We start from the raw sequence: 22,017 nt of genomic DNA, 5'->3' as shown, positions 1-22,017 counted from the left end.
CTCCAAGCTTTTCTTACTTCTCCTCTTTTTTCTTAATCTTATAATCAATTTCTAAAAACTTAACTCCAAATATCCACATTCTATGATTAGCTTCTAATATGTGATCCGTGTTCTCTTTAATAATAAAAGTCTCTGCTAACGGTAAACGTATTGTAAAGAAACGAGTATGTAAATAAATCCCCTCATCTCCCTTCCCATTTCTTCTCAGCTTACTAGTAATGATTAAATCATTACTCTTATTACATACTTTCAAAATCCCTGTCATATTCGAATATGGCAAAGGTAATGCAATATTCATATACGTCTCGTCCTCATATGTATGTTTTGAGTAAAGAGCTACAAAAATAGATTCTTCTGCTTCATTTTTTCTTAGCCAAGCCCTTACATTCTCTCTCCCATCCTTCTCATCTATTACCCCGATGATAGAGCCATGCATCATTTCCCACTTGCCGCCCATTCCTAAATGTATTTGCCCTATACGTTTACTCATTTTCTCATAGCAAAATGCTACCGGACGGAACCAGCGAGTCCATTTAATATGTGATTGTAACTCATACTCTTTTGTATTTTCATAAAAGCGAATAATACTTAAAGGAATCTTCGTCACGTCAAATGCCTCACTATGAAAATCATTCATATTATCAACTAAACCTTTGTATTCTTTACTATCTATTAAATTTCTGTTATGTAAAAATGCTTCACCAACTGTCGCATTTCCTCTTAACCCGCTCATTGGCTTCCCGTAATATTTATAATTTGGAGCACTATTTTCAATCATCCAGCCGACAAATGCTGGTAACGCTACTCCAATTCCATTGACAACACCGTGAATCCAAACCATTTGAGCAATTGTAATCGTCATTACATGTTTCAAATTCCCATACGAATATATAAGTGAAAACATAATTGTTACCATGAGTGTGCTAGACGATATGATCAGGAGAATCTTTGCACTAATAGCATTAAATTTCGTGCGCCAAACATAAATACCATACACATAAATCGCACATAAATATAGCAACACAGCAAAAAATTCAAATACCCTTGAGTATGTAATCCCGATCGCAACTGACATAGGTGAAATGACGATGACAAACATAATGGCATCATATACTTTACTTCTCTTTTCTCTTTTTCTCCCAATTAAACCAGCTGATAACGGCAATAGAAATGCCGAATAATGAAAATGTGCAGCTGTGAGTAAAACAATGTCAGAACTAAAGTGCATAATGGAGAGTTTTGATACAGAAGCAAAAAACCAAAAACCACCTAAAAACAAATATATAAACGCACTATCGATAGCTGTCTCTTCTAGCGGTTTCCATCCTCTTTCTAGTAATCTACTCACACCAAATAATGTAACAATTCCTGTATATACAAACCAAAGTAACGCAAAAAAATAGTGGTTTGTTACGAAAGCTAACATTGCACTAATTGCTGCGATTGGATATAACAACGATATAAATTTATAAAAAAACATATATGATCCATTTCTTGTTTTCTTATCAATGATGCAAAATGACATCGGTATAAATAACAAAATAGATAATAAAATAATTGCTTCAACTGGGTTTACATTTGACCACTCACATATTAGAAAAATAATATAACAAGCAAGTCCAACTATTATATTTTTCATATCATTTATTTCCTTTCCACAAATGTCCCCTTATATGAAAATAATGAACCAATTAACGGATTTCGTACTTGTACATGAATTCGAAAGCATTGCCTTGTTTCATCATAACTTTCTACAATGTCGGCCTCTCCATATAAGAATCTAGGCAACGGGACTTTTCTTCCAAACATGTAAAACCATTGTTTCTTTGAAGAAATATGCATTGCCCCCACTTCATCAATATGAAAATTCAGAGTAGAAACAAGTATGTGTGGTTCACCAAAATAATCCACAATTTCATTATTCTCTTCATCCCACTGCATAACAGCGTTAAAATATCTTTTTTTATTTTGAAAATAAAAAGTACGATTCCATCGTACAAATTCATTTCCATTTTCATCTCGCTCAGCGGTATTATGTATTGTAAATGGCACTTCCTTCCCCCGCTCAGAGAAAAACATTCTAAACTTCGATGCAATTTTTAATATCAATTTTACGAAAAAAGAACCTCCGTAAATTTCATCCATATTTCCTTCTCCAGTAAAGCTATTTTCTTCCGTAATTTCATAGCGTTTCTGTAATTTCGGATGAAGTTTTGTATAAGAATCCCCTAATAGTCTTTCATACATATTAGCCATACATTATTCCTTTCTTTTCCTCTTGCAATTTTTTGCACTTGGCAAATTCGCACTATTTATATAACCGACAATTGATAACCCCATTAGTAGAACGTTTAATGTAATTGGATTAAACGGCTCTGTAAAGCTTGCGACATTCGTAAATCCTGCCGCTATCGTTAAAGCTATTAACATAAAAATATGTACGATAAATACTTTTCGTTTTTGAAATGGCAACAGCCATAGGACACCAAAAATAATTTCTAGTAATCCAATTATTTTAACTAGAAAAATACTATGCGCAGTTGAACCAATTATCACAGACAACATTTTTACTTCTTCTGAATGAGTAAACACTAGTTTCGGCACTATCCCTTGATACATCCATACAAAAGCAATAAAAAAACATACGAGCCAATATGTCATTGTTCTTCTAATTAGTAACCTTGGATGGAGTCCCTTTTCTAACCATAACTTTAAAGCATCAAAACTCCAAGCAGTCGCCCAGCCTAATAACGGCCGAAATATATAGAAATCTATTACATTCCCTATACGACCAAACCTCGTATCATAATCATATTGCGTCTCAAAATGAATGTGTTCTTTACGCGGTGTATACTTCCAATAACCACGCCCTGTTTGAATAAGAGATAATCTATTATCCGTCCAAAATTTTAAAGAAGAAATACGTTCTCCCGTTTCTTTTCTTATTTCACCTATCGATTCCCCTTCACCAGCTATTTCAAGTCCAAATCCGATTTTTGTTTTATATAAAAACTTCTGTGGTTCTCCTTCTTTTTTCTCTAAATACGAAATTTCAGTAAAGCGGGCATCCCATTCTGTATGTATACGTGGTTCTTGCGTGTATTCCCATAATTTCTCCATTGTTGTGTTCATTTCTGCCGAAACATAAATAGGCTTTTTCCTCTTCATTCTTCCACCTCCAATGCACTATAATTTTAATGTACATGCAATGAATTTATTTTGCTACATTTTTCACAAACTCCCTTTATAAAAGAAAGAATTTTTAAAATTTATACAAAACACTTGATTCCCCGAAAAATTTAAATTATTATAAAACAAATGTTACCAACAACTTCATAAATCAAACACTCTCGCCTAAAACGTGAGATAGAGGTTGCGATACTTATGAGTATTCTAATGGAGACACAGAGATGTCTATGAAATTAGATGAAAGGAAGTATTGCCGAAATCGATAATTTTCTCTGCATTTATCGATTGGGGCTGTTTTCGAATAGAAACAGAACTGTCATATGTACAGACGTGTACGTATGAAGAGCTATCTACAAAAAAGAGATATCATTTTTATGATATTCCTTTTTTGGCGGTTTTTTTATTAGCTCCGTTTTCTGTTTCCCTTTTCCTGTAACAGCACCATCCTCACTTATTTGAGATGGTGTTTTTTGTTTTTCTCTGGTAACTACAGGAATATTGGGATTAATATATGTCCTGATCTATTCTTAAAAATGGATGAAAGAAGGAATTCGTAATGGAAACGATTGTACAAAAATTTGGTGGCACTTCTGTTGGAAGTGTTGAGCGTATTCAACATGTAGCAAATTTAATTATTGAAGAATATGAACGAGGACATAGTATCGTCTCTGTCGTTTCAGCAATGGGAAAAAGTACAGATGAACTTGTCGCACTTGCTAACGCTATTACAGAAAATCCAAGTAAACGCGAAATGGATATGCTTCTATCAACAGGAGAGCAAGTGACTATTTCATTATTAACGATGGCACTACAAGCAAAAGGTTATAACGCAATTTCATTAACAGGATGGCAAGCTGGTATTACAACAGAATCTGTACATAGTAGTGCACGGATTACTGATATTCAGACAGATCGAATTCAATCTTATCTTACTGAAGGTACGATCGTTATTGTAGCTGGATTCCAAGGAATGAGTGAAAATCATGAAATTACAACGCTTGGACGCGGTGGTTCTGATACGACTGCTGTTGCATTAGCTGCTGCACTGAAAGCAAAAAAATGTGATATTTACACAGATGTGACCGGCGTATATACGACAGATCCACGAGTTGTAAAAGATGCTTATAAATTAGATGCAATTTCTTATGACGAAATGTTAGAACTTGCAAACCTCGGTGCTGGTGTATTACACCCGCGTGCTGTTGAGTTTGCTAAAAATCATAATGTCATTTTAGAAGTTCGCTCAAGTATGGAACAAGAAAACGGAACAATTGTAAAAGGAGAATGTAACATGGAACAACAATCAATCGTTAAAGGTATTGCATTTGAAGATAATATTACACGCGTCACAATGAAAGGATTGGAACAAGGTGCACTTTCAACAGTTTTCTCTACATTAGCAGCGGCACATATTAATGTAGACATCATCATTCAAAGTATTACAAATGAAGGAACTGTTCATCTCTCCTTCTCAATCCATTCTAATGATTTAAAAGAAACATTAGAGGTATTAGAACAAAATCAAGAAACACTTCACTATGAATCTGTAGAATATGAAAATCATTTAGCAAAAGTATCAATTGTAGGATCTGGTATGGTCTCTAATCCTGGTGTTGCTGCGAATATGTTCACTACTTTAAAAGAAGAAAATATTCATATTAAAATGGTAAGTACATCAGAAATTAAAGTGTCTGTCGTTATTGACCGTCTTCATTTAGTAACAGGTGTTGAAGCGCTGCATCAATCATTTATGGCGAAAATTGAGCCTTTAGTGCAGATGAGTTAATTTCCACTAGTAAAACTTAAAACAAATTATATGAATCTATTTTCTTCCTATATAAATAGAAACAGGGTAGGACTATTTTGTTGGAAAGTCGAAGTTCTTTTAGTGAATAGCAATTACAGTATCAAATTCTTGAAACTACTTGAACATAATAAGTTCGCGCATATTTATATCATAGAGGGTTTACGACGTCTTGTTCGTTAACAAGATATTATATGCTATACCCGAAAACACCTTTTCACATTTTCATACACTGTGACAAGGTGTTTTTTGTTTAGACGGAATTTTGTATAATTACAAAGATAGTTAGATAATAAATTTATACATATAAGGAGATACAGACTATGGCAAGCAACAGATTACTAAGAATGGACAATGTCAGCATCGTTGTAGAATCACTTGATAACGCAATCTCTTTCTTCGAGGAGATTGGATTAAAACTCGAAGGGCGAGCTACTGTCGAAGGTGAATGGGCTGGTCGCGTAACAGGACTCGGTTCTCAGTGCGTAGAAATTGCTATGATGGTAACCCCAGATGGCCATAGCCGAATTGAACTTTCACGATTTCTCACACCACCTACTATTGCAGATCATCGGACAGCTCCTGTAAATTCCCTCGGTTATTTACGCGTCATGTTCACCGTTGAGGACATTGATGAAATGGTATCGAGACTGACTAAGCATGGTGCTCAGCTCGTTGGTGAAATAGTTCAGTACGAGGACTCATATCGACTCTGCTACATTCGCGGAACCGAAGGAATTTTAATCGGTTTAGCGGAAGAACTCGGTAACAAATAAGTAATGTTTTACTGAAGTAAAAATATTTGAAAGAAATTCTTTCTTAATAAAGCTTAGATGTTCAACCCCGTCCTAGCTTTAGAACGGGGTTATGCTTGTTTGGACTTTTTAACATACTATCAATATCTCAAAATTATTATAAAACAATTCAATTGCTTGTTATACTCTTTCCTAGGAAATATAACCGACCCTTCTCACTTCTTATCATACATATCTTTTCTTTTAAAAAACGATCTGAACTCATTCAAAATCACTTTCTTTACGTCAGAGTAAAAAACCATCATGAATAGTGCAACTCCTAATACAACTACCTGTATTTTTTCATAATCAATGAAAGCACTCATAATTAACAAACCACATCCAATATAAAAACCAAACTCATTCTCTTTCTCAAAATCCCCATCTTCATCAATATGTATTTTCCCTTTTAAATTTCGGCTCCCTTTTACTAACTCATCGAGCGTAACATTATACATTTCGCTCAATAAAATCAAGTTTTCAATATCAGGGCAACTTTTATCATTTTCCCACTTACCCCGCTTTAACAGGCAATAAATCTCATCAAAGCTTTTAAGCACAATCAAGGCAGCCAGATGCGATTAACTGCCTATAAAAGCCCGATTGGTTCAACTAATAATCAGTAGGATAAATCGCCCACTGATTAAAGTTTCACTTTATACACTGCTTGCCTCGTTATACCAATCTTTTTAGCAACATCTTCCTGTGAAAACTCTTGTGACTCTCGTAATCTTTTAAGTTGTTGTCCTAAGCTCATAACGTCCCCTCCTTTAACAAATTATTACATAAAAGGGTCCGAAAAAGAAAGAAACCATTAGTAAAACTCACTGTAAACCATTCGTTTACACAATAAAAAAAGAGGATAACTCTTGAAGTTATCCTCTCCCTTCTATTAAAACAGATGAATGTTTTCTTTCTTGCAAGCTTCACGTAAATCGTCAGGCCATACAGAAGATTGAACTTCACCGATATGTGCTTTACGTAAGAAGTACATGCACATTCTTGATTGTCCAATACCACCGCCAATTGTTAATGGTAGTACGTCTTCTAAAATACCTTTATGGAAATCATACTCACGTTTGAAGTCTTCACCTGTTTTCGTTAACTGCTTATCAAGTGATTTACTATCAACACGAATTCCCATTGATGATAATTCGAATGAAGATTGTAATACTGGGTGCCAGAATAAAATGTCACCGTTTAATTTCCAATCATCATAATCAGCTGCGCGCCCATCATGCTTTTCACCTGAACGAAGTGCATCACCAATTCCGATAATGAAGACTGCACCGTGCTCTTTCGCAATTGCATGTTCACGATCTTTCGGTGTTAATTCTGGATATTTATCTTCTAGTTCTTGGGAAGTGATGAAAACAATTTCTTCTGGTAAATACTTTCCTAAGAACGGATATTTTTCAAATAAGTGGTCTTCTAAATCTTTGAATATTCCATAAATTATTTGTACTGTTTTTTGTAAGTAATCTACAGTACGCCATTCTTTTTGAACGATTTTTTCCCAATCCCACTGGTCAACGTAAATAGAATGTGTTGCATCAAGTTCTTCATCACGACGAATCGCGTTCATGTTTGTATATAAACCTTCACCAGCTTCATATCCATATTCATGTAATGCGAATCTTTTCCACTTCGCTAGTGAATGAACAATTTCTAATTCTTCTCCTGAATGTAACATATCAAATTCAATTGGACGTTCTACACCGTTTAGGTGATCGTTCAATCCTGATTTTTTCGTTACGAATAATGGTGCAGATACGCGGAATAGTTCAAGGCGTTTTGCTAATTGATCCTCGAAAAATGTTTTAACTTCCTTAATTGCGATTTGAGTCTCTCTTACTGTCATTAATGATTGATACATGGTGGTTTCCTCCTAAAATGTTTGGATGTTGTGAAAAGAAGCCAACAAAAAAAGCCCTTCTTTCCCAAAAAACTGGGACGAAAGGCTTTGGTTCCGCGGTACCACCCAAATTAGCAACAGAGGTTGCTCACTTATACAATACGGAGATGAAATATCTCGATACTGTTCTTCTTGTAACGGCGAAGTTCCCGGCTAAGTCTACTTTCCTGTAAAGGATTTCGGTTAGCAACTCCAGGAGGTTCTTCATAATAGGCTTCGTATCAGGCTCACACCACCCCTGACTCGCTTAGACTACATCCTACTACTACTCGTCCTTTCATAGTCGTTTTGTTGTCACATCTCTGAAACATTTTATTAATGATTATTCTATACAAAAAATAAAGAAAGTCAATAAAAATTTAAAAATATTTTTCAATTCTTTATTTTACGGCTTTATTGATTGTTTTCAATATAACATCTTCACTTATTTTGCCTTGTCAATCCACAAAACGTTTCACTAACCGAAACTAACGTATACACAACAAGTAATGTAATCGTTCGAAATATAGAATCCGCAGTATTTCGTATTATTTTCATTTTCTTTGTAATTCCTTTCAGTTTACGTGCAAATTCGTGTTATACTATAGCATTCAAGCAGTTTATTTTTACTTAAAGCAATCATAGTCATTTATAAAGAGTATGTTCTAAATCATTGACTATTATCAAATAAGATTTTTATATAATGGAGTGATCATATGAGTAAAACGAAAGCAAAACCGAAAAAAGGTGTAGGACAAGGTACAGGAAGTAAAGGATGGAATCGTTGGCAATCAAGTGCAAAGAAAAAGGCAGCTGCCAAGCCATATAAAAGTAAAGGGACTAAAAAGTAAATTCTGTATTATCTCTTTACTTTGTTCAAAACAAATTATAATTATTATACTAAAAAAGCTATGCTCTCATATATTTGAAAGCATAGCTTTTTATATTAAATCATTAAAATATCTCGTATTTCTTCCTCCGTGATTGATGATAATTTCTCTTCTCCTGGCTCAATCACTTCAGCGATTAAATTTTTCTTACTCTCCTGCAGTTCATGCATCTTTTCCTCAATGGTTCCGTGAGCCACTAATTTAATAACTTGTACCGTATTTTTTTGTCCCATTCGATATGCCCTATCTGCCGCTTGTTGTTCAACAGCTGGATTCCACCATAAATCGTACAATATAACCGTATCAGCACCCGTTAAGTTAAGACCTGTACCACCAGCTTTTAAAGAAATGAGAAATAGATCCCCTTCCCCTTCGTTAAACCGGTCACATAGCTCTACACGTTCCTGCGAAGGTGTATTTCCATCTAAATAAAAGTATGGAACCGCTTGACGATTTAACTCACGACCAATAATGGACAGCATCTTCGTAAATTGAGAAAAGATTAAAATTCTCTTACCAGTACTTCTGCATTCCTCTAATATCTCTAACAGTTGCTCAAATTTAGCTGAGCTCCCCTTGTAATCATCAACGAATAAAGCGGGATGATTACAAATTTGTCGCAATCTCGTTAAGCCAGCTAAAATTCTAATTTTATTTTTACGTAACGTATCCTTGTCTAAATGTTTTAACGTTTCTTCCCTTAATTTCGCTAAATAAGCAGCATATAGTCTCTTTTGATCTGGTAATAATTCCGATGACTGTAAGTGCTCTATTTTATCTGGAAGCTCCTGTAATACGTCTTCTTTTAATCGTCTTAATACGAAAGGTTTTACGCGCTTTGCTATGTCTTCTCTCCTTAGATCACCGAATTCTTTTCTTCCTGGTAATAATTCTGGAAATACGACGTGGAAGATAGACCATAGCTCTTCTAATGAATTTTCTACAGGCGTTCCCGTTAGTCCGAAACGATATTCAGCTTGAATTGTTTTCACTGCTCTTGCAGTTTGCGTTGTAGGATTTTTAAACGCCTGTGCTTCATCAAGAAATAGCGTATGAAATGGCCTCGCATACGATCTTATATCTCTTCTCAGTAATGGATATGACGTAATTACGACATCAAATTCCGCTACGTCATTTAAAATTTTTCGTCGTTCTGTTTGATTTCCATCAGCAATAACCGCTCTAATATGCGGGGCGAATTTTTTCAATTCACTAAACCAATTGTAAACGAGAGAGGACGGTGAAACGACTAATATAGGTAGCTTCTTCTCTCGAATTTCAGGCAAAACAGAATCTATAAAAGCAATGCTTTGCAGCGTTTTTCCAAGTCCCATATCATCTGCTAAAATACCGCCAAAACGGTAATAGGCGAGTGTTTTCATCCACTCGAATCCGTATACTTGATACTCTCTCATTACAGCATGTAAAGTTTGCGGTACTGTAAACTTTAATTTTTTCGGATTTTGAATACTTTCAACTAAATCTTGCACAGACTCATCTAAACTTAAAACATTACCTTCGTGAAGTCCGTTCATCCATTTTACACTCCGAATAAGCGGAACATTCACTTCTTCCCCATGTAAAAATTCTTTTCGAATACCTGACTCTTTTACAAACTGATTAATTTCATTAAACTCTTTGCTCTCTAGTGATAATAAAGAACCATTCGCTAATCGGTAATATTTGCGTTTCTCTTCAAGAGCCACTAACACACCTTTAATTTCCGCTTCCGGTATTCCTTTTATATCAAAACGAAATGATAACCAATCAATTCTTTCTTTTCTTCTCACCCTTATAAGAGGGGCTGTATCCCCTTTATGAATGCGTAATTTAATTGCTGTTGTCGCGTAAATATCAACTAAACCTTTTAACGTTGGAACGACATGATATAAAAAGTTATACTCAGCCTCTTCATTATGCATAAAATAACCGCCTTCTGTTTTCGCGAAGGCACTTTCACTCATAATGTCTAAAACCTCTTTTTCCTTTTTCTCATCACGATTAAAAACAGATGGTTGCCCATCTTCTTCTAGCGGATTGATCACGACGTTTCCATAATGGAATTCAAGACCTGCTAACAAACGATTTTTCACTCGATCTAAATACAGTTTTGCTTTTAAAGACGGCGTTTCAACACGATCGGATATTACTTCATCAATGCGTACCGTTCCAAGTTTCATTAATCCAGGCACAACTTTCGCTACGAAATGTTCCATCTTACTTTCAGGAATATAAAATTGATTACTATTTGAGCGACTCATCATTTTTTGCAATTCAATAAGCCGCATACAATCTTCCATAGGTAAATCATATAATTTCCCATCGTAAAGAGCGTTGTTATACATCTCCATCACTTGAACACGATTTAGGCCATCTATATGAAGTGTAAATCCACCATTATTTCCTTTCGTAAATTCAAAATGTAATGGCAATAAACCGTTTGACATTTGCAAGCCATGAAACAGTTGCTCATTGTGTTTCATCTGTACATACTCCACTTTAGAAAGTGAAGAGAGCATATCTTTCCACGAAGTTGGCGGTATGAATATCATACTTTCATCTTGTTTCGCATGTACTTCTAACGCATCTTCATACATTTTTTCGTTATGATATATTTTAATGAGTTGTTGTATAATCGCGTCCGTTTCTTGTTTAAGACTATGTACATCTGGCGTGTATGTAAATTCATTGGAACAATGAAAAGCCTCTCTTTTCTCCACTTTAGAAAGAAATTCTCTAATATGCTTTATAAAATATGTTTTCGCAAGTTTTAACTGAATTCCAAGAAGGGCCCCACCACTTTTCGTTGCTACTGGTGAACATATAAACGCAACATCTAATATTTCACGTGTATCAAAGCGGTGTTGTTTACTTTTGGGCCGCAGTGGTTTGTCTGCAAACAACTGAAACATCCCGCTCGTTAATTGATCATTTCTGCTCATTTTTTCGGCCGTGCCGCCCGTTTGCTGGTTATAATTTATTTGTATTAGTACGGCTGCAACATGTTGACAGTACGTTTGAAAAGACGCTAATGAAGGACAACTACATCTCGCAACTACATCACCTTTTTTAGCTTTTGCTACTGTAACATGAAAATCTTCATTCCCTTTTACCGTCGCCTCACAAATTTCTCTCGTTTCATCATAATGATTCACGATTACTTTATTTGCTTTATAATACGCTTCGCCTCTTTTATATGAGGTCTCTCCGCATACTTCTTTTATAATCGATTTATTTAATGTAAAACCCATTGTTTTGACACTTCCTTAATTTGAAACCATTTTCTCTTACTTAACATTTTACATGCTCTATATGTTAAATGTTAAGTAAGTATTATTTTCACTTTCTTTTCTCTAAAAAATATAAATCTATTCAATATGAAAACAATCTTTATTTATATAAGTTCTTTTATGCCTTTTACAGCCTCATATCCAAAATATATACCAAACCCCATTAAAATAATTCCAGCTATAATAGAAATCCATTTCATTATATTATTGTTCACAAATTTCCTTCCGAAGTGGATTGAAGTCGCCATAAATAAGTCCCAAATCATAATTCCAATAAATATTGTAATACTATATAACAATGCTTGTTCTTTCCCCAATGTACTAATAGCACTTGTTAAAACAGCACCGTATATTCCAATCCAAAATATAATATTAAGTGGATTCGAGATAGCTATAAGAAAACCTGATATACACGATTTCATCGGATGTTCTTTTTCTACATTATCTATCCCCTCAATTTTTTTTGAAGCGTCTTTTATACTTTCATAACCAAGATATAAAAGTGTAAAGAACCCAAATACCCAAATAATTAATTTTGCAATAGGTGTTGTTAAATAAACTGATATACCAAAATAAATTAAGAGCATCATAATTACATCTGCAAACATTGCTCCAATTCCAACCAACCAAGCACTTAAAAATCCATTCTTCATTCCTTTATTAATTTGAGCCACATTAATTGGTCCAACAGGCGCGGATAACGAAATGCCTAGTAACAAGTAACTAAACAAAGTGCTAATCACTTTCTCACATCCTTACCTCTATTATTTGTATAAATTTTACAATAGATTATACTATTTTATCACTTGTAATTAAACAGAAAATTAAAAATAAAAGAAGATGCTTTTTAGCATCTTCTTCACTCGATCTCCATCAACCGTTTCGCTTCAAAATAAAGCACCTGAATAAATTTCTTCGTATTAATTCGTATATGGCCAGAGGTTGCTATTTCATCCTTTGTCATTTCTGTCATCCGTTTTCTAACTACAGTGAAATCAAAAAATTTCGGAGCATAACTTTCAAATTTCGGATTTGAAAAGTCTGTAAGTCCGAGGGAAGCTAAATGATTCAGCGATTGATAAATCGCTCTTCTTACACGTTGTTCAGATGCTTTTCTCTCCTTATCTATATCTGCATCCGAAGCTATATGATCTAATTTTTTTAATGTTATTTGGTGAAAAATATCTTTTAACGCAGGGAATCCAAATTCAAATGTTTGCGCCTTTTCTTGCCCATATAAATATTCCAGCATATTAAGTAAATCTTTACTTCCATTCTCTCCCGCGATACCGAGTTCTGCTAGTAAGAAGCGTCCGGAATCTGATATCTTTTTTTCTTCTTGCACTGTTTCATTACGCATTTGCGGCTTTTCCCACTGAAATACATTATTTAATGATTTTTGAATGTCATATATAGAACGTTCCAAGCGAATACGCTCTATCACTTTTCGTACAACCGATACTACTTCTATTTTATTTAGTGGTTTTGTAATATAATATTCCACACCAAGTGTATACGCCTCACCAATGAGCTGTTTCGATTCAACTTGGGAAATCATAATAATTTTCCCAGTAAATGAAGACGCTATATGACGAACTGTTTCAATGCCGTCTCTCATCGGCATTAATAAATCAATAAATAATATATCTACTTTTTTATAATTTAACTGTTCTGCTTCAATAAACGCTCCATCTTCCGATTCTCCAATTACTTCCCCAAGATCGCCATCCTCAATAATTTGCGAAAGCATTGAACGGAAAACTTCATCATCATCTACGATATAATAAAACAAACCTATTCCCCTTCCCGCTTTAAACTGCACTCCGGTAAACAAACGATAAACTTACACCCTTTTCCGGTTTCATTGTCTTCTAATCTTACTTCTCCGCCGAGCTCTGTTACCATTTCATGTATGTAAGAAAGTCCAATGCCTGTTGACGGCGTTCCTGTTTGATCATACTTTGAAGTAAACCCGGGCTTAAATACTAATTTCTTATATTTTTGCGCTATACCAGGACCATCGTCAATTACTTCAAAGACTACATGTTGCTCTCGTTTATATAACTTAATATGAATGAGACCTCTATCTTCAATTGCTTCTACTGCATTCGCAACTAAGTTATTAAAGATTGATAGCACTGTATACACGTGATATGCAGCGTGTTCACCTTCTATATGTTTAGAAAAGCGTATATCTTTCTCTAGCATTTCAGCATACTTTTCATTTATTCTTACAATCATTTCTGTAAGCTCATGACCTTCTACATACTCCGCCACATTTTTATCTAATAGCAGTTTAGATAATCCTGCAAAAATCCTTTGATTATCCTTTTTTATTTCGTGCACTTCTCCTGCTATTTTCAATGCTGTTTTACTGCTGGAATCATCGTTCGCTTGTAAGTTTCGATATAGTTGATATGCTTCTTGTGTAATCAACTCTGCATTTTGTAACGTTTTTTTCAAATGAACCGATTCTACATATAAATTTGAAAGGTGCATGAACATTTTTTCATTTTCTTTTCGAACTTGTGATTCTTTTAATTTCGTTTCATATAAGTTCATCATATTTAAAAATCCAAGCGCAAAGAAACTACGGAAAATAGCAATAATAATAAGTTTATTTACTTCAGAAACTGTTATCGTTGTACCGAGCACGACCATATGATAAATCGCTAGTTCTGACATACTTGCGATAATTTCAATTGTAATTCCAAGGCAACCAATAACAATTGGTTTCTGATGAAACTTATTCACCCTACAAAGTGAAAAAAGACTTCCATAAATAAAATAATAAAAGAACACAGCATAACGCAAATAAAATGATTCTGTCATATGAAAGGAACCTTGCATAACCCAGTCAAGACATACGCGGAATAAAACGACACATATACCGACAAGGATACCTGCAGCCGCTGCTGGTATTCTTCTTAAAAATAGTAATAAAAAGAAGAAAAGCGGTGTCCCAAAGCTAACGCGAAACATATCATTAAAAGGATGAAAATTAAGCTCTCCAGCAATCGGAACAACAACCATTAATATAATTAAAAGGGATATATCTTTCTTCCATAACTGATTCCAATTCAAAGATGCCACTTCCTATACTTTTTGTCAGTAGTAAAAGTGAAAGCCCGCTTATATAATAAACGGGCTTTATTTCTATATTCTAACCTTTTCTACCGCTTTTATTTGGCGATACTCAGGCTCCCAGATTGCTTCTTTCACTGCAATCTTGATATCGTTATCACTTAAATTCTCTCTAGCTACACCTTCTGCAACAGCAACTTTCGCTACTTCAATTGCAACCATTTCCGAGATGTTACGTAACTCTTCAACTTCTGGCAAAATAGGTGCTCCTGGCTGACTAGTATCTACCATGCTTGCAACTGCTTCAGCTGCTGCTGCGAACATTCCATCCGTCATGACGCTTGCACGTACGACAATTGTTCCAAGACCAAGCCCTGGGAAAATAAGTGCATTATTTGATTGTCCAATCACATACGTTACACCGTTATATGTAACTGGTTCAAATGGACTTCCTGTTGCAACTAATGCTCTTCCTTCTGTCCACTCAATTAAATCAGCTGGTTTTGCTTCAGCAAGTGGTGTCGGATTCGACATTGGTAAAATGATTGGTCTTTCTACGTGAGAAGCCATTTCTTTAATAATCTCTTCTTTAAATGCTCCTGCAACCGTTGATGTACCGATTAAAATTGTCGGTTTTACATGTTTCACAACTTCAGCAAGTCCGATCATATCATTTTGTTTCCACTCACTTACTTCCGCTTCTTTTCTTGCATACGGCATTTGGAAATCAAGAAGATCTTCCATATTATCCGTAACTAACCCATTACGATCAATACACCAGAAACGCTTATATGATTCTTCTTCTGATACGCCTACGCGAACCATTGCATCTCTAACTTGATCTGCGATACCGATTCCAGCTGTACCCGCACCAAACACAACAACACGGTGTTCACTTAGTGGTACACCCGAAGCTTTCACTGCTGATAATACAGCAGCAAGCGAAACTGCCCCTGTACCTTGAATATCATCATTAAATGTACAAATATCATGACGATATTTATCTAAAATTTTTCGTGCATTTCGAGAACTGAAGTCTTCCCAATGTAAAAGTGCTTTCGGGAATTGTTTATTTACCGCTTGTACAAACGTATCAATAAATTCATCGTAAGCTTCACCAGTTATACGAGGATGACGATTTCCAATATAAAATGGATTGTTTAATAGTTCTTCACGGTTTGTACCTACATCTAAAATTACTGGTAATACACGACTAGGATCGATTCCAACTGCGGCCGTATAAACAGCTAACTTTCCGATGGCGATGTTAATACCACCAACGCCCCAGTCACCAATTCCAAGTATGCCTTCTCCATCTGTAACAACGACTAAATCAATATTTTCTGCTGTTGCACCGATATTGGCGAATGCTTCTTCAATGCCCGATGGATCGTTAATTGATAAATACACACCACGTGGTTTACGGTATTCATGACTATATCTTTGAATCGCTACACCGACTGTTGGTGTATATACAATTGGTAACATTTCGCGCAAGTGATCTGTTAAAATGCGATAAAATAGTACTTCATTTCGATCATGTAACGCTGTTAAGTATACGTTCTTTAATAAATCATCCGGCTGAGAGCAAAATTGTTCATATGCTCGACGTGCTTGTTCTTCTAATGTTAAAACTGCTGGCGGTAATAACCCTTTTAAACCTAATTCTTCTCTCTCTTCTTGCGTGAAAGCGACCCCTTTATTTAAAAGTGGTGTTGATAATACTTCTACTCCTCTTAATGTCGTTTCTAATGAACCATTAGAAGCTACTGTAAACTTGCTCATAACATCCCTACCTCTATTCATATATAGCATTTCTATATTGTAAACAAAAAAGAGGGGCTTGTCCCCCTCTTCTTTTAATTTTTCTTTAAAAGAGTTGCTCCTGCAATCCCTGGGTGTGTCATTTCGAATGGATCTAGAATTAACTCTAAGTCTTCTTGTGACAGTACACCATTTTTCACACAAAGTTCTCGAACGGATTGCCCTGTCGCGATTGCTTCTTTCGCAACGCGAGCTGCTGCTTCATAACCGATATGAGGGTTCACGGCTGTTATAATTCCTACACTCTTCTCAACATACTCTTTTAAGCGATCTTCATTCGCTTCAATTCCTTTTAAGCAATTATCTGTAAAGGCACGGAAACCGTTATTCATAATGCTAATTGATTGAAGTAAGTTGAAAACAAGTACTGGTTCCATAACGTTTAATTCTAATTGTCCTGCTTCTGAAGCAAGGCAAATTGTATGGTCGTTACCAATTACTTGGAACGCAATTTGATTAATTACTTCTGGCATAACAGGATTTACTTTCCCTGGCATAATTGATGAACCTGGTTGACGAGCTGGTAGCATAATTTCCGCTAAACCAACGCGTGGACCTGATGCCATTAAGCGAAGGTCATTCGCGATTTTAGACATATTCATCATACATACTTTAAGTGCTGCTGATACTTCTGTATATGCATCCGTATTTTGCGTTGCATCTACTAAGTCTTCTGCGCCAACAAGTGGTAATTCACTAATTGCAGCTAAATGTTTTACAACTGCTTCAATATATTCTGGATCTGCATTTAAGCCTGTACCAACTGCAGTTGCTCCCATATTTACTTCATATAGATGTTGACGTGATTGCTTAATACGTTTCATATCACGTTCAAGTACGCGAGAGTACGCTTTAAATTCTTGTCCAAGACGAATTGGCACAGCGTCTTGTAAATGTGTACGACCCATTTTAATAACATGGTCAAACTGCTCTGCTTTTAATTCAAATACATCGTGCATATAACCCATCGTTTGTAATAAACCTTCTAATGCGTTTAATGTTGCGATATGAATCGCCGTTGGGAATGCATCGTTCGTTGATTGTGCCATGTTTACATGACTATTTGGACTAATATAATGATAGTCTCCCTTTTCCATTCCTAATAATTCAAGAGCACGATTGGCCATGACTTCATTTGCATTCATGTTCATTGAAGTACCTGCTCCGCCTTGAATTGGATCTACGATGAAATGATCATGCCATTTTCCATCAAGAATTTCTTGAGCGGCTTCTGCGATCGCGCCGCCCTTATTTAATTCCAATCTTCCTACATCTGTATTAGCAAGTGCTGCAGCTTTCTTTACAATTGCGAACGCTTTAATTAAGCCTTCATGAATTTTGTATCCTGTAATTGGGAAGTTTTCAACTGCACGCATTGTTTGTACGCCGTAGTATGCATAGTTTGGTACTTCTTTTTCACCTAAAAAATCTTTTTCAATTCGAACACCATTTTTAACTTCAGTTAATGTTGCCATGATTATTCACTCCTTAACGATTTCTTATGCTGCTTTTGTTTCTTTGACTGTTTCTACATATTGTTTTGCTTTCTCATTATCGAATTCGCCTTCCCACTTCGACATAACAATGGCCGCTAATGCATTTCCTAATACATTGACGGATGAGCGAATCATATCTAAAATGCGGTCAATTCCCGCAATTAATGCGATACCTTCTAGTGGTAACCCCATTGAACCTAACGTTGCTAATACAACAACGAACGATGCACCTGGAACTCCCGCCATACCTTTGGATGTTAACATGAGAACGAATAATAACGTTATTTGCTCTGTCAGTGACATGTGCACACCGTACATTTGTGCAACAAACAATGCCGCTAACGCTTGATAAATAGCCGATCCAGTCAAGTTAAATGTATAACCTGTCGGAATAACGAAAGAGGCAACTGCCTTTGGACAACCGAACTCTTCCATTTTTCTCATTATATTAGGTAAAACAGCTTCTGAACTTGCTGTCGTAAATGAAAGAATAAGTTCTTCTTTTAAAATTTTCATTAATGTAAAAATGTTTACGCCAACCATTCGTGCATTAATACCTAATACAATCACAACGAATAGTATAACAGTTACGTATACAGCTAGCACTAGTTTTCCTAAAGGAAGTAGTGTTGCTACACCAAACTTTGCAACCGTAACCGCAATTAATGCGAATACACCAAATGGCGCAAATTTCATAACTTGATTTGTAACCCAAAACATCGCTTCGAGTACACCTTCAAAGAAGTGGAAAACTGGTTTCCCTTTTTCTCCAATTGCTGCAACTCCTAAACCGAATAATACTGAGAAGAAAATGATAGGTAATAAGTCACCTTGTGCAATTGATTCAAATACGTTTTTCGGTACGATATGAACAATCGTCTCAGCGAATCCTTGCTTCTCTGTAGCATCTGCTGTTTGTTTATAAGAAGAAATATCACTTTGCTGTAAGTTGTTCATATCAACGCCAGTACCTGGCTGGAATATATTAGCCGCAAGTAATCCCATTAAAATAGCGATTGTCGTAATAATTTCGAAATAAAGAATTGTCTTACCGCCCAGTTTCCCAAGCTTCTTCATATCTCCTACACCAGCTACTGCAACAATTAATGCTGAAATAACAATCGGTACTACAATCATTTTAATTAAGTGAATAAATATATCCCCAACTGGTGTGATATAAGAAATAGCCGTTTTATTACCATAGAAGATTGCCCCTACTACAATCCCTAAAACAAGTGCAACAAAAATTTGTGTTGCCAATCCGAATTTTTTCATTTATGTTCATCCCCTTTATGCGAACGCTTTCATTTCGTATTTATAAAAGCTTACTCACACATCATATAGGCGAACCTACAAAATCATACAAAAACCTACAAGTTCGTCACAAAAAATTCAAAAATTTTTCTTTTCTTTTTCATTGACACCTTTTCGTTAAAAAGAAATAAAATATACTTGATAAGTAATCAGATTGTTTCGTATAATCAAAAAGATATACACTTACAACAAATCGAAATGAAAAGGAGTGGATAATATGAAAAATTATGTACAAAAATTCGTTCTATCTTCTTCTTTTCTTTTTCATTTTCTTAAAAAGGAACAAAGGCATTCGCCTTTGTTCCTTTTTTATTGCGATCTATATAGGGGGAATTGTTATGAGACCATATAAACGTGTCTTAATTAAATTAAGCGGCGGTGCACTTGCCGATCAAACCGGAAATAGCTTTAACTCCAAACGATTAGAACATATCGCAAATGAGATTTTATCCATCGTTGATTTAGGTATTGAAGTATCTATCGTCATCGGGGGCGGGAATATTTTCAGAGGTCATTTAGCTGAAGAATGGGGCATTGATCGTGTAGAAGCTGATAATATCGGTACACTAGGTACAATTATTAATAGCTTAATGCTACGCGGCGTTTTAACGAGTAAAACAAATAAAGAAGTGCGCGTTATGACTTCCATCCCGTTTAATGCTGTAGCTGAACCGTACATTCGCCTCCGTGCAGTACACCATTTAGATAGCGGTTATATCGTTATTTTTGGAGGCGGAAACGGGCAACCGTTCGTTACGACAGATTATCCAAGTGTTCAAAGAGCCATTGAAATGAATAGTGACGCAATATTAGTCGCAAAACAAGGAGTAGATGGCGTCTTTACTAGCGATCCAAAGCATAATAAAGCAGCAAAAATGTACAAAAAACTAAACTATAACGATATTGTTAGGCAAAACATACAAGTAATGGATCAAGCCGCTTTACTACTTGCCCGTGATTATAATTTGCCAGCACACGTCTTTAACTTCGATGAGCCGGGGGTTATGAAAAGAATTTGTTTAGGTGAGCATGTGGGGACTTTGATTAATGATGATGCTTCATTGCTTGTGCATGAAAAATAATTATTTCTCATAAAAAAGGGGGGTCTATAAAAGACTCCCTTTTCTTTAAACTTTATAAATAAAAATCAACCAATCCCGCTAACTTTTCCTTACAACGCTCCCAAAACGATAACTTCTCAAAAAACTCTTTCGTCATCTCTTTCGAATCACGAAAATCCTCTGTTAACACCGTATTAACTTGCCCTACAATAGGACCACCATGAATATAAAAATTCATTTCATCATTTATATTGAAGCTACGCGAAGTAAAGTTTGTTGTGCCAATAACGGTTAATTCATTATCAATAAGCATTAATTTGCCATGGAACATTCCTTTTTTATACCCATATACAGTAATCCCATTATTAACAGCTTGACGTATGTATGGATACGCCGCTTCTTTTATAAGAGGTAGATCTGGTTTATATGACCAAAGTATTTTTACTGTAACACCACGCTTTTGTGCTGTGATTAAAGCATTCATTGATTCTTTATTTTTCGCTATAAAATACGGCGTTGCAATTACAATTGAGTGCTGAGCTTGTTTTATTAGCTCTATATATTTTTTAGCAACATAATGCCCATTGTAACTCACCATAGTATGCAATGTATTCCCTTTACTAGCCTTATTCGTACTCCTCTTTATATCTTCTTTCGTATCTCGTTTCCAATCTAAAGCAAATTGTTCCTCTAAATCTTTTGCACCTTCACCTTTTATCCGTACATGATAGTCTCTCCAGTACCCAAAGTGTTTATCTTTCCCTAAGTACTCATCCCCTATATTAAAACCACCCGTATAACCAATCTCTCCATCAATCGTTGTAATGCGGCGATGATTACGATGATGAAGGGAATAAAACCCGAATGGTACTTCCTGTTTTCTACTATATGTAAAATGCACACCATTTTCCTGTAATTCTTTTTTCATCTTTCTTTCAAATGATAAATCGTTAAGTAAATCAACAGATAAATATACGTTTACTCCTTCTTTTGCCTTCTCTTTTAATAAGTTTAAAAAAGTATGGCTACTTTTATCATCCGACAAAATAAAAAAATACGTATAAATAGATTGCTTCGCTTCTCTTATATCAGTAAATAACTGTTTATAAAATGACTTCCCTTCAACATATAATTGAAAATCGCTATAATGAGGCGCATACTCTGTCGGCATGTTTTTCCCGGCTTCCATTTTCCTGCCTAAAGTAACATCGATATGCATCCAAATTACAATAAAAACAAAAATAGCAATAATAATAGAAGTAACTCGCAATATTTTTTTAATCATTTTGATTTCCTTCCGCTCATTTTCTTTCCACTCTTCTATTTTGTCATTCCAATTTACATTTCATGCTTCATACAAAAAAGGATGCGACTTTA

The 22,017-nt window shown here is 35.3% G+C and carries 18 protein-coding genes, 1 riboswitch and 1 other annotated feature; of the genes, 4 read left to right on the top strand and 14 right to left on the bottom strand.

What is annotated here, in order from left to right:
- Window positions 1-13 precede the first annotated feature (13 nt).
- Genes ACUXEY_RS10460 through ACUXEY_RS10450 form a run of 3 tightly spaced genes read right to left on the bottom strand, consistent with a single transcriptional unit; the run spans window position 14 to window position 3,168 of the window.
- Window positions 14-1,639 carry a YndJ family protein gene (locus ACUXEY_RS10460; RefSeq protein WP_461300624.1) on the bottom strand — a complete coding sequence of 542 codons (1,626 nt, stop codon included), beginning with the start codon at window positions 1,637-1,639 and terminating at the stop codon, window positions 14-16.
- A 5-nt stretch (window positions 1,640-1,644) separates the two neighbouring features.
- Entirely contained in the window at window positions 1,645-2,256 is a 612-nt protein-coding gene (locus tag ACUXEY_RS10455) for a DUF4166 domain-containing protein (RefSeq protein WP_166702461.1), read from the bottom strand.
- A 3-nt stretch (window positions 2,257-2,259) separates the two neighbouring features.
- Complete coding sequence (locus ACUXEY_RS10450; protein ID WP_429602961.1) at window positions 2,260-3,168, bottom strand: DoxX-like family protein; 909 nt, start codon at window positions 3,166-3,168, stop codon at window positions 2,260-2,262.
- A 191-nt stretch (window positions 3,169-3,359) separates the two neighbouring features.
- Window positions 3,360-3,546: riboswitch (Lysine riboswitch) on the top strand.
- Between the two features lie 199 nt (window positions 3,547-3,745).
- Here ACUXEY_RS10450 and ACUXEY_RS10445 point away from each other — a divergent pair.
- Together ACUXEY_RS10445 and ACUXEY_RS10440 are read left to right on the top strand one after the other, a co-directional pair.
- Window positions 3,746-4,975 carry an aspartate kinase gene (locus tag ACUXEY_RS10445; protein WP_461300623.1) on the top strand — a complete coding sequence of 410 codons (1,230 nt, stop codon included), beginning with the start codon at window positions 3,746-3,748 and terminating at the stop codon, window positions 4,973-4,975.
- 341 nt (window positions 4,976-5,316) lie between these two features.
- Window positions 5,317-5,769, top strand: a complete 453-nt coding sequence (locus ACUXEY_RS10440) for a VOC family protein (protein ID WP_461300622.1) — start codon at window positions 5,317-5,319, stop codon at window positions 5,767-5,769.
- Between the two features lie 194 nt (window positions 5,770-5,963).
- Here ACUXEY_RS10440 and ACUXEY_RS10435 read toward each other — a convergent pair whose 3' ends face one another.
- The 3 genes from ACUXEY_RS10435 to asnA all read right to left on the bottom strand — a co-directional run bounded on the left by ACUXEY_RS10435 (window position 5,964) and on the right by asnA (window position 7,663).
- Window positions 5,964-6,347, bottom strand: a complete 384-nt coding sequence (locus ACUXEY_RS10435; protein WP_166702454.1) for a helix-turn-helix domain-containing protein — start codon at window positions 6,345-6,347, stop codon at window positions 5,964-5,966.
- Window positions 6,348-6,430: 83 nt separating this feature from the next.
- On the bottom strand, window positions 6,431-6,544 hold the full coding sequence (locus tag ACUXEY_RS10430) for a helix-turn-helix transcriptional regulator (RefSeq protein ID WP_461300621.1): 114 nt from the start codon (window positions 6,542-6,544) through the stop codon (window positions 6,431-6,433).
- A 135-nt stretch (window positions 6,545-6,679) separates the two neighbouring features.
- Window positions 6,680-7,663 carry an aspartate--ammonia ligase gene (gene asnA, locus ACUXEY_RS10425; RefSeq protein ID WP_461300620.1) on the bottom strand — a complete coding sequence of 328 codons (984 nt, stop codon included), beginning with the start codon at window positions 7,661-7,663 and terminating at the stop codon, window positions 6,680-6,682.
- A gap of 70 nt (window positions 7,664-7,733) precedes the next feature.
- Window positions 7,734-7,992: a binding site (T-box leader), on the bottom strand.
- Between the two features lie 405 nt (window positions 7,993-8,397).
- On the opposite strand from asnA, the gene ACUXEY_RS10420 reads away from it, so the two are divergent.
- Window positions 8,398-8,532 (top strand): DUF3934 domain-containing protein, encoded by a 135-nt coding sequence (locus ACUXEY_RS10420; protein WP_000047588.1) that lies wholly within the window; start codon window positions 8,398-8,400, stop codon window positions 8,530-8,532.
- A gap of 95 nt (window positions 8,533-8,627) precedes the next feature.
- On the opposite strand, the gene ACUXEY_RS10415 is transcribed toward ACUXEY_RS10420, so the two are convergent.
- The 7 genes from ACUXEY_RS10415 to ACUXEY_RS10385 form a co-directional block, all read right to left on the bottom strand.
- Window positions 8,628-11,822, bottom strand: a complete 3,195-nt coding sequence (locus ACUXEY_RS10415) for an SNF2 helicase associated domain-containing protein (protein WP_461300619.1) — start codon at window positions 11,820-11,822, stop codon at window positions 8,628-8,630.
- A 143-nt stretch (window positions 11,823-11,965) separates the two neighbouring features.
- Window positions 11,966-12,604 (bottom strand): LysE family translocator, encoded by a 639-nt coding sequence (locus ACUXEY_RS10410; RefSeq protein WP_166702451.1) that lies wholly within the window; start codon window positions 12,602-12,604, stop codon window positions 11,966-11,968.
- 116 nt (window positions 12,605-12,720) lie between these two features.
- Window positions 12,721-13,653, bottom strand: a complete 933-nt coding sequence (locus ACUXEY_RS10405; protein WP_429602964.1) for a response regulator — start codon at window positions 13,651-13,653, stop codon at window positions 12,721-12,723.
- A gap of 2 nt (window positions 13,654-13,655) precedes the next feature.
- A complete protein-coding gene (locus ACUXEY_RS10400; protein ID WP_461300618.1) occupies window positions 13,656-14,954 on the bottom strand; it encodes a sensor histidine kinase in 1,299 nt (432 codons plus the stop codon).
- A 63-nt stretch (window positions 14,955-15,017) separates the two neighbouring features.
- Window positions 15,018-16,730 (bottom strand): oxaloacetate-decarboxylating malate dehydrogenase, encoded by a 1,713-nt coding sequence (gene malS, locus ACUXEY_RS10395; protein ID WP_429602966.1) that lies wholly within the window; start codon window positions 16,728-16,730, stop codon window positions 15,018-15,020.
- Window positions 16,731-16,804: 74 nt separating this feature from the next.
- A complete protein-coding gene (gene aspA / locus ACUXEY_RS10390; RefSeq protein WP_061676611.1) occupies window positions 16,805-18,244 on the bottom strand; it encodes an aspartate ammonia-lyase in 1,440 nt (479 codons plus the stop codon).
- 24 nt (window positions 18,245-18,268) lie between these two features.
- Window positions 18,269-19,540 (bottom strand): cation:dicarboxylate symporter family transporter, encoded by a 1,272-nt coding sequence (locus ACUXEY_RS10385; protein WP_000713281.1) that lies wholly within the window; start codon window positions 19,538-19,540, stop codon window positions 18,269-18,271.
- A 377-nt stretch (window positions 19,541-19,917) separates the two neighbouring features.
- Between ACUXEY_RS10385 and pyrH the strand changes: the two genes are divergently transcribed.
- Window positions 19,918-20,661 carry a UMP kinase gene (gene pyrH / locus ACUXEY_RS10380; protein ID WP_048527234.1) on the top strand — a complete coding sequence of 248 codons (744 nt, stop codon included), beginning with the start codon at window positions 19,918-19,920 and terminating at the stop codon, window positions 20,659-20,661.
- A gap of 52 nt (window positions 20,662-20,713) precedes the next feature.
- Here pyrH and ACUXEY_RS10375 read toward each other — a convergent pair whose 3' ends face one another.
- On the bottom strand, window positions 20,714-21,925 hold the full coding sequence (locus ACUXEY_RS10375) for a phospholipase D-like domain-containing protein (RefSeq protein ID WP_461300617.1): 1,212 nt from the start codon (window positions 21,923-21,925) through the stop codon (window positions 20,714-20,716).
- Window positions 21,926-22,017: the final 92 nt, after the last annotated feature.

The organism is Bacillus sp. F9_6S_D1_P_5, from assembly GCF_054823925.1.
The sequence above is the reverse complement of the archived record's forward strand: the minus strand, read 5'-3'. Positions and strand labels throughout refer to the sequence as shown.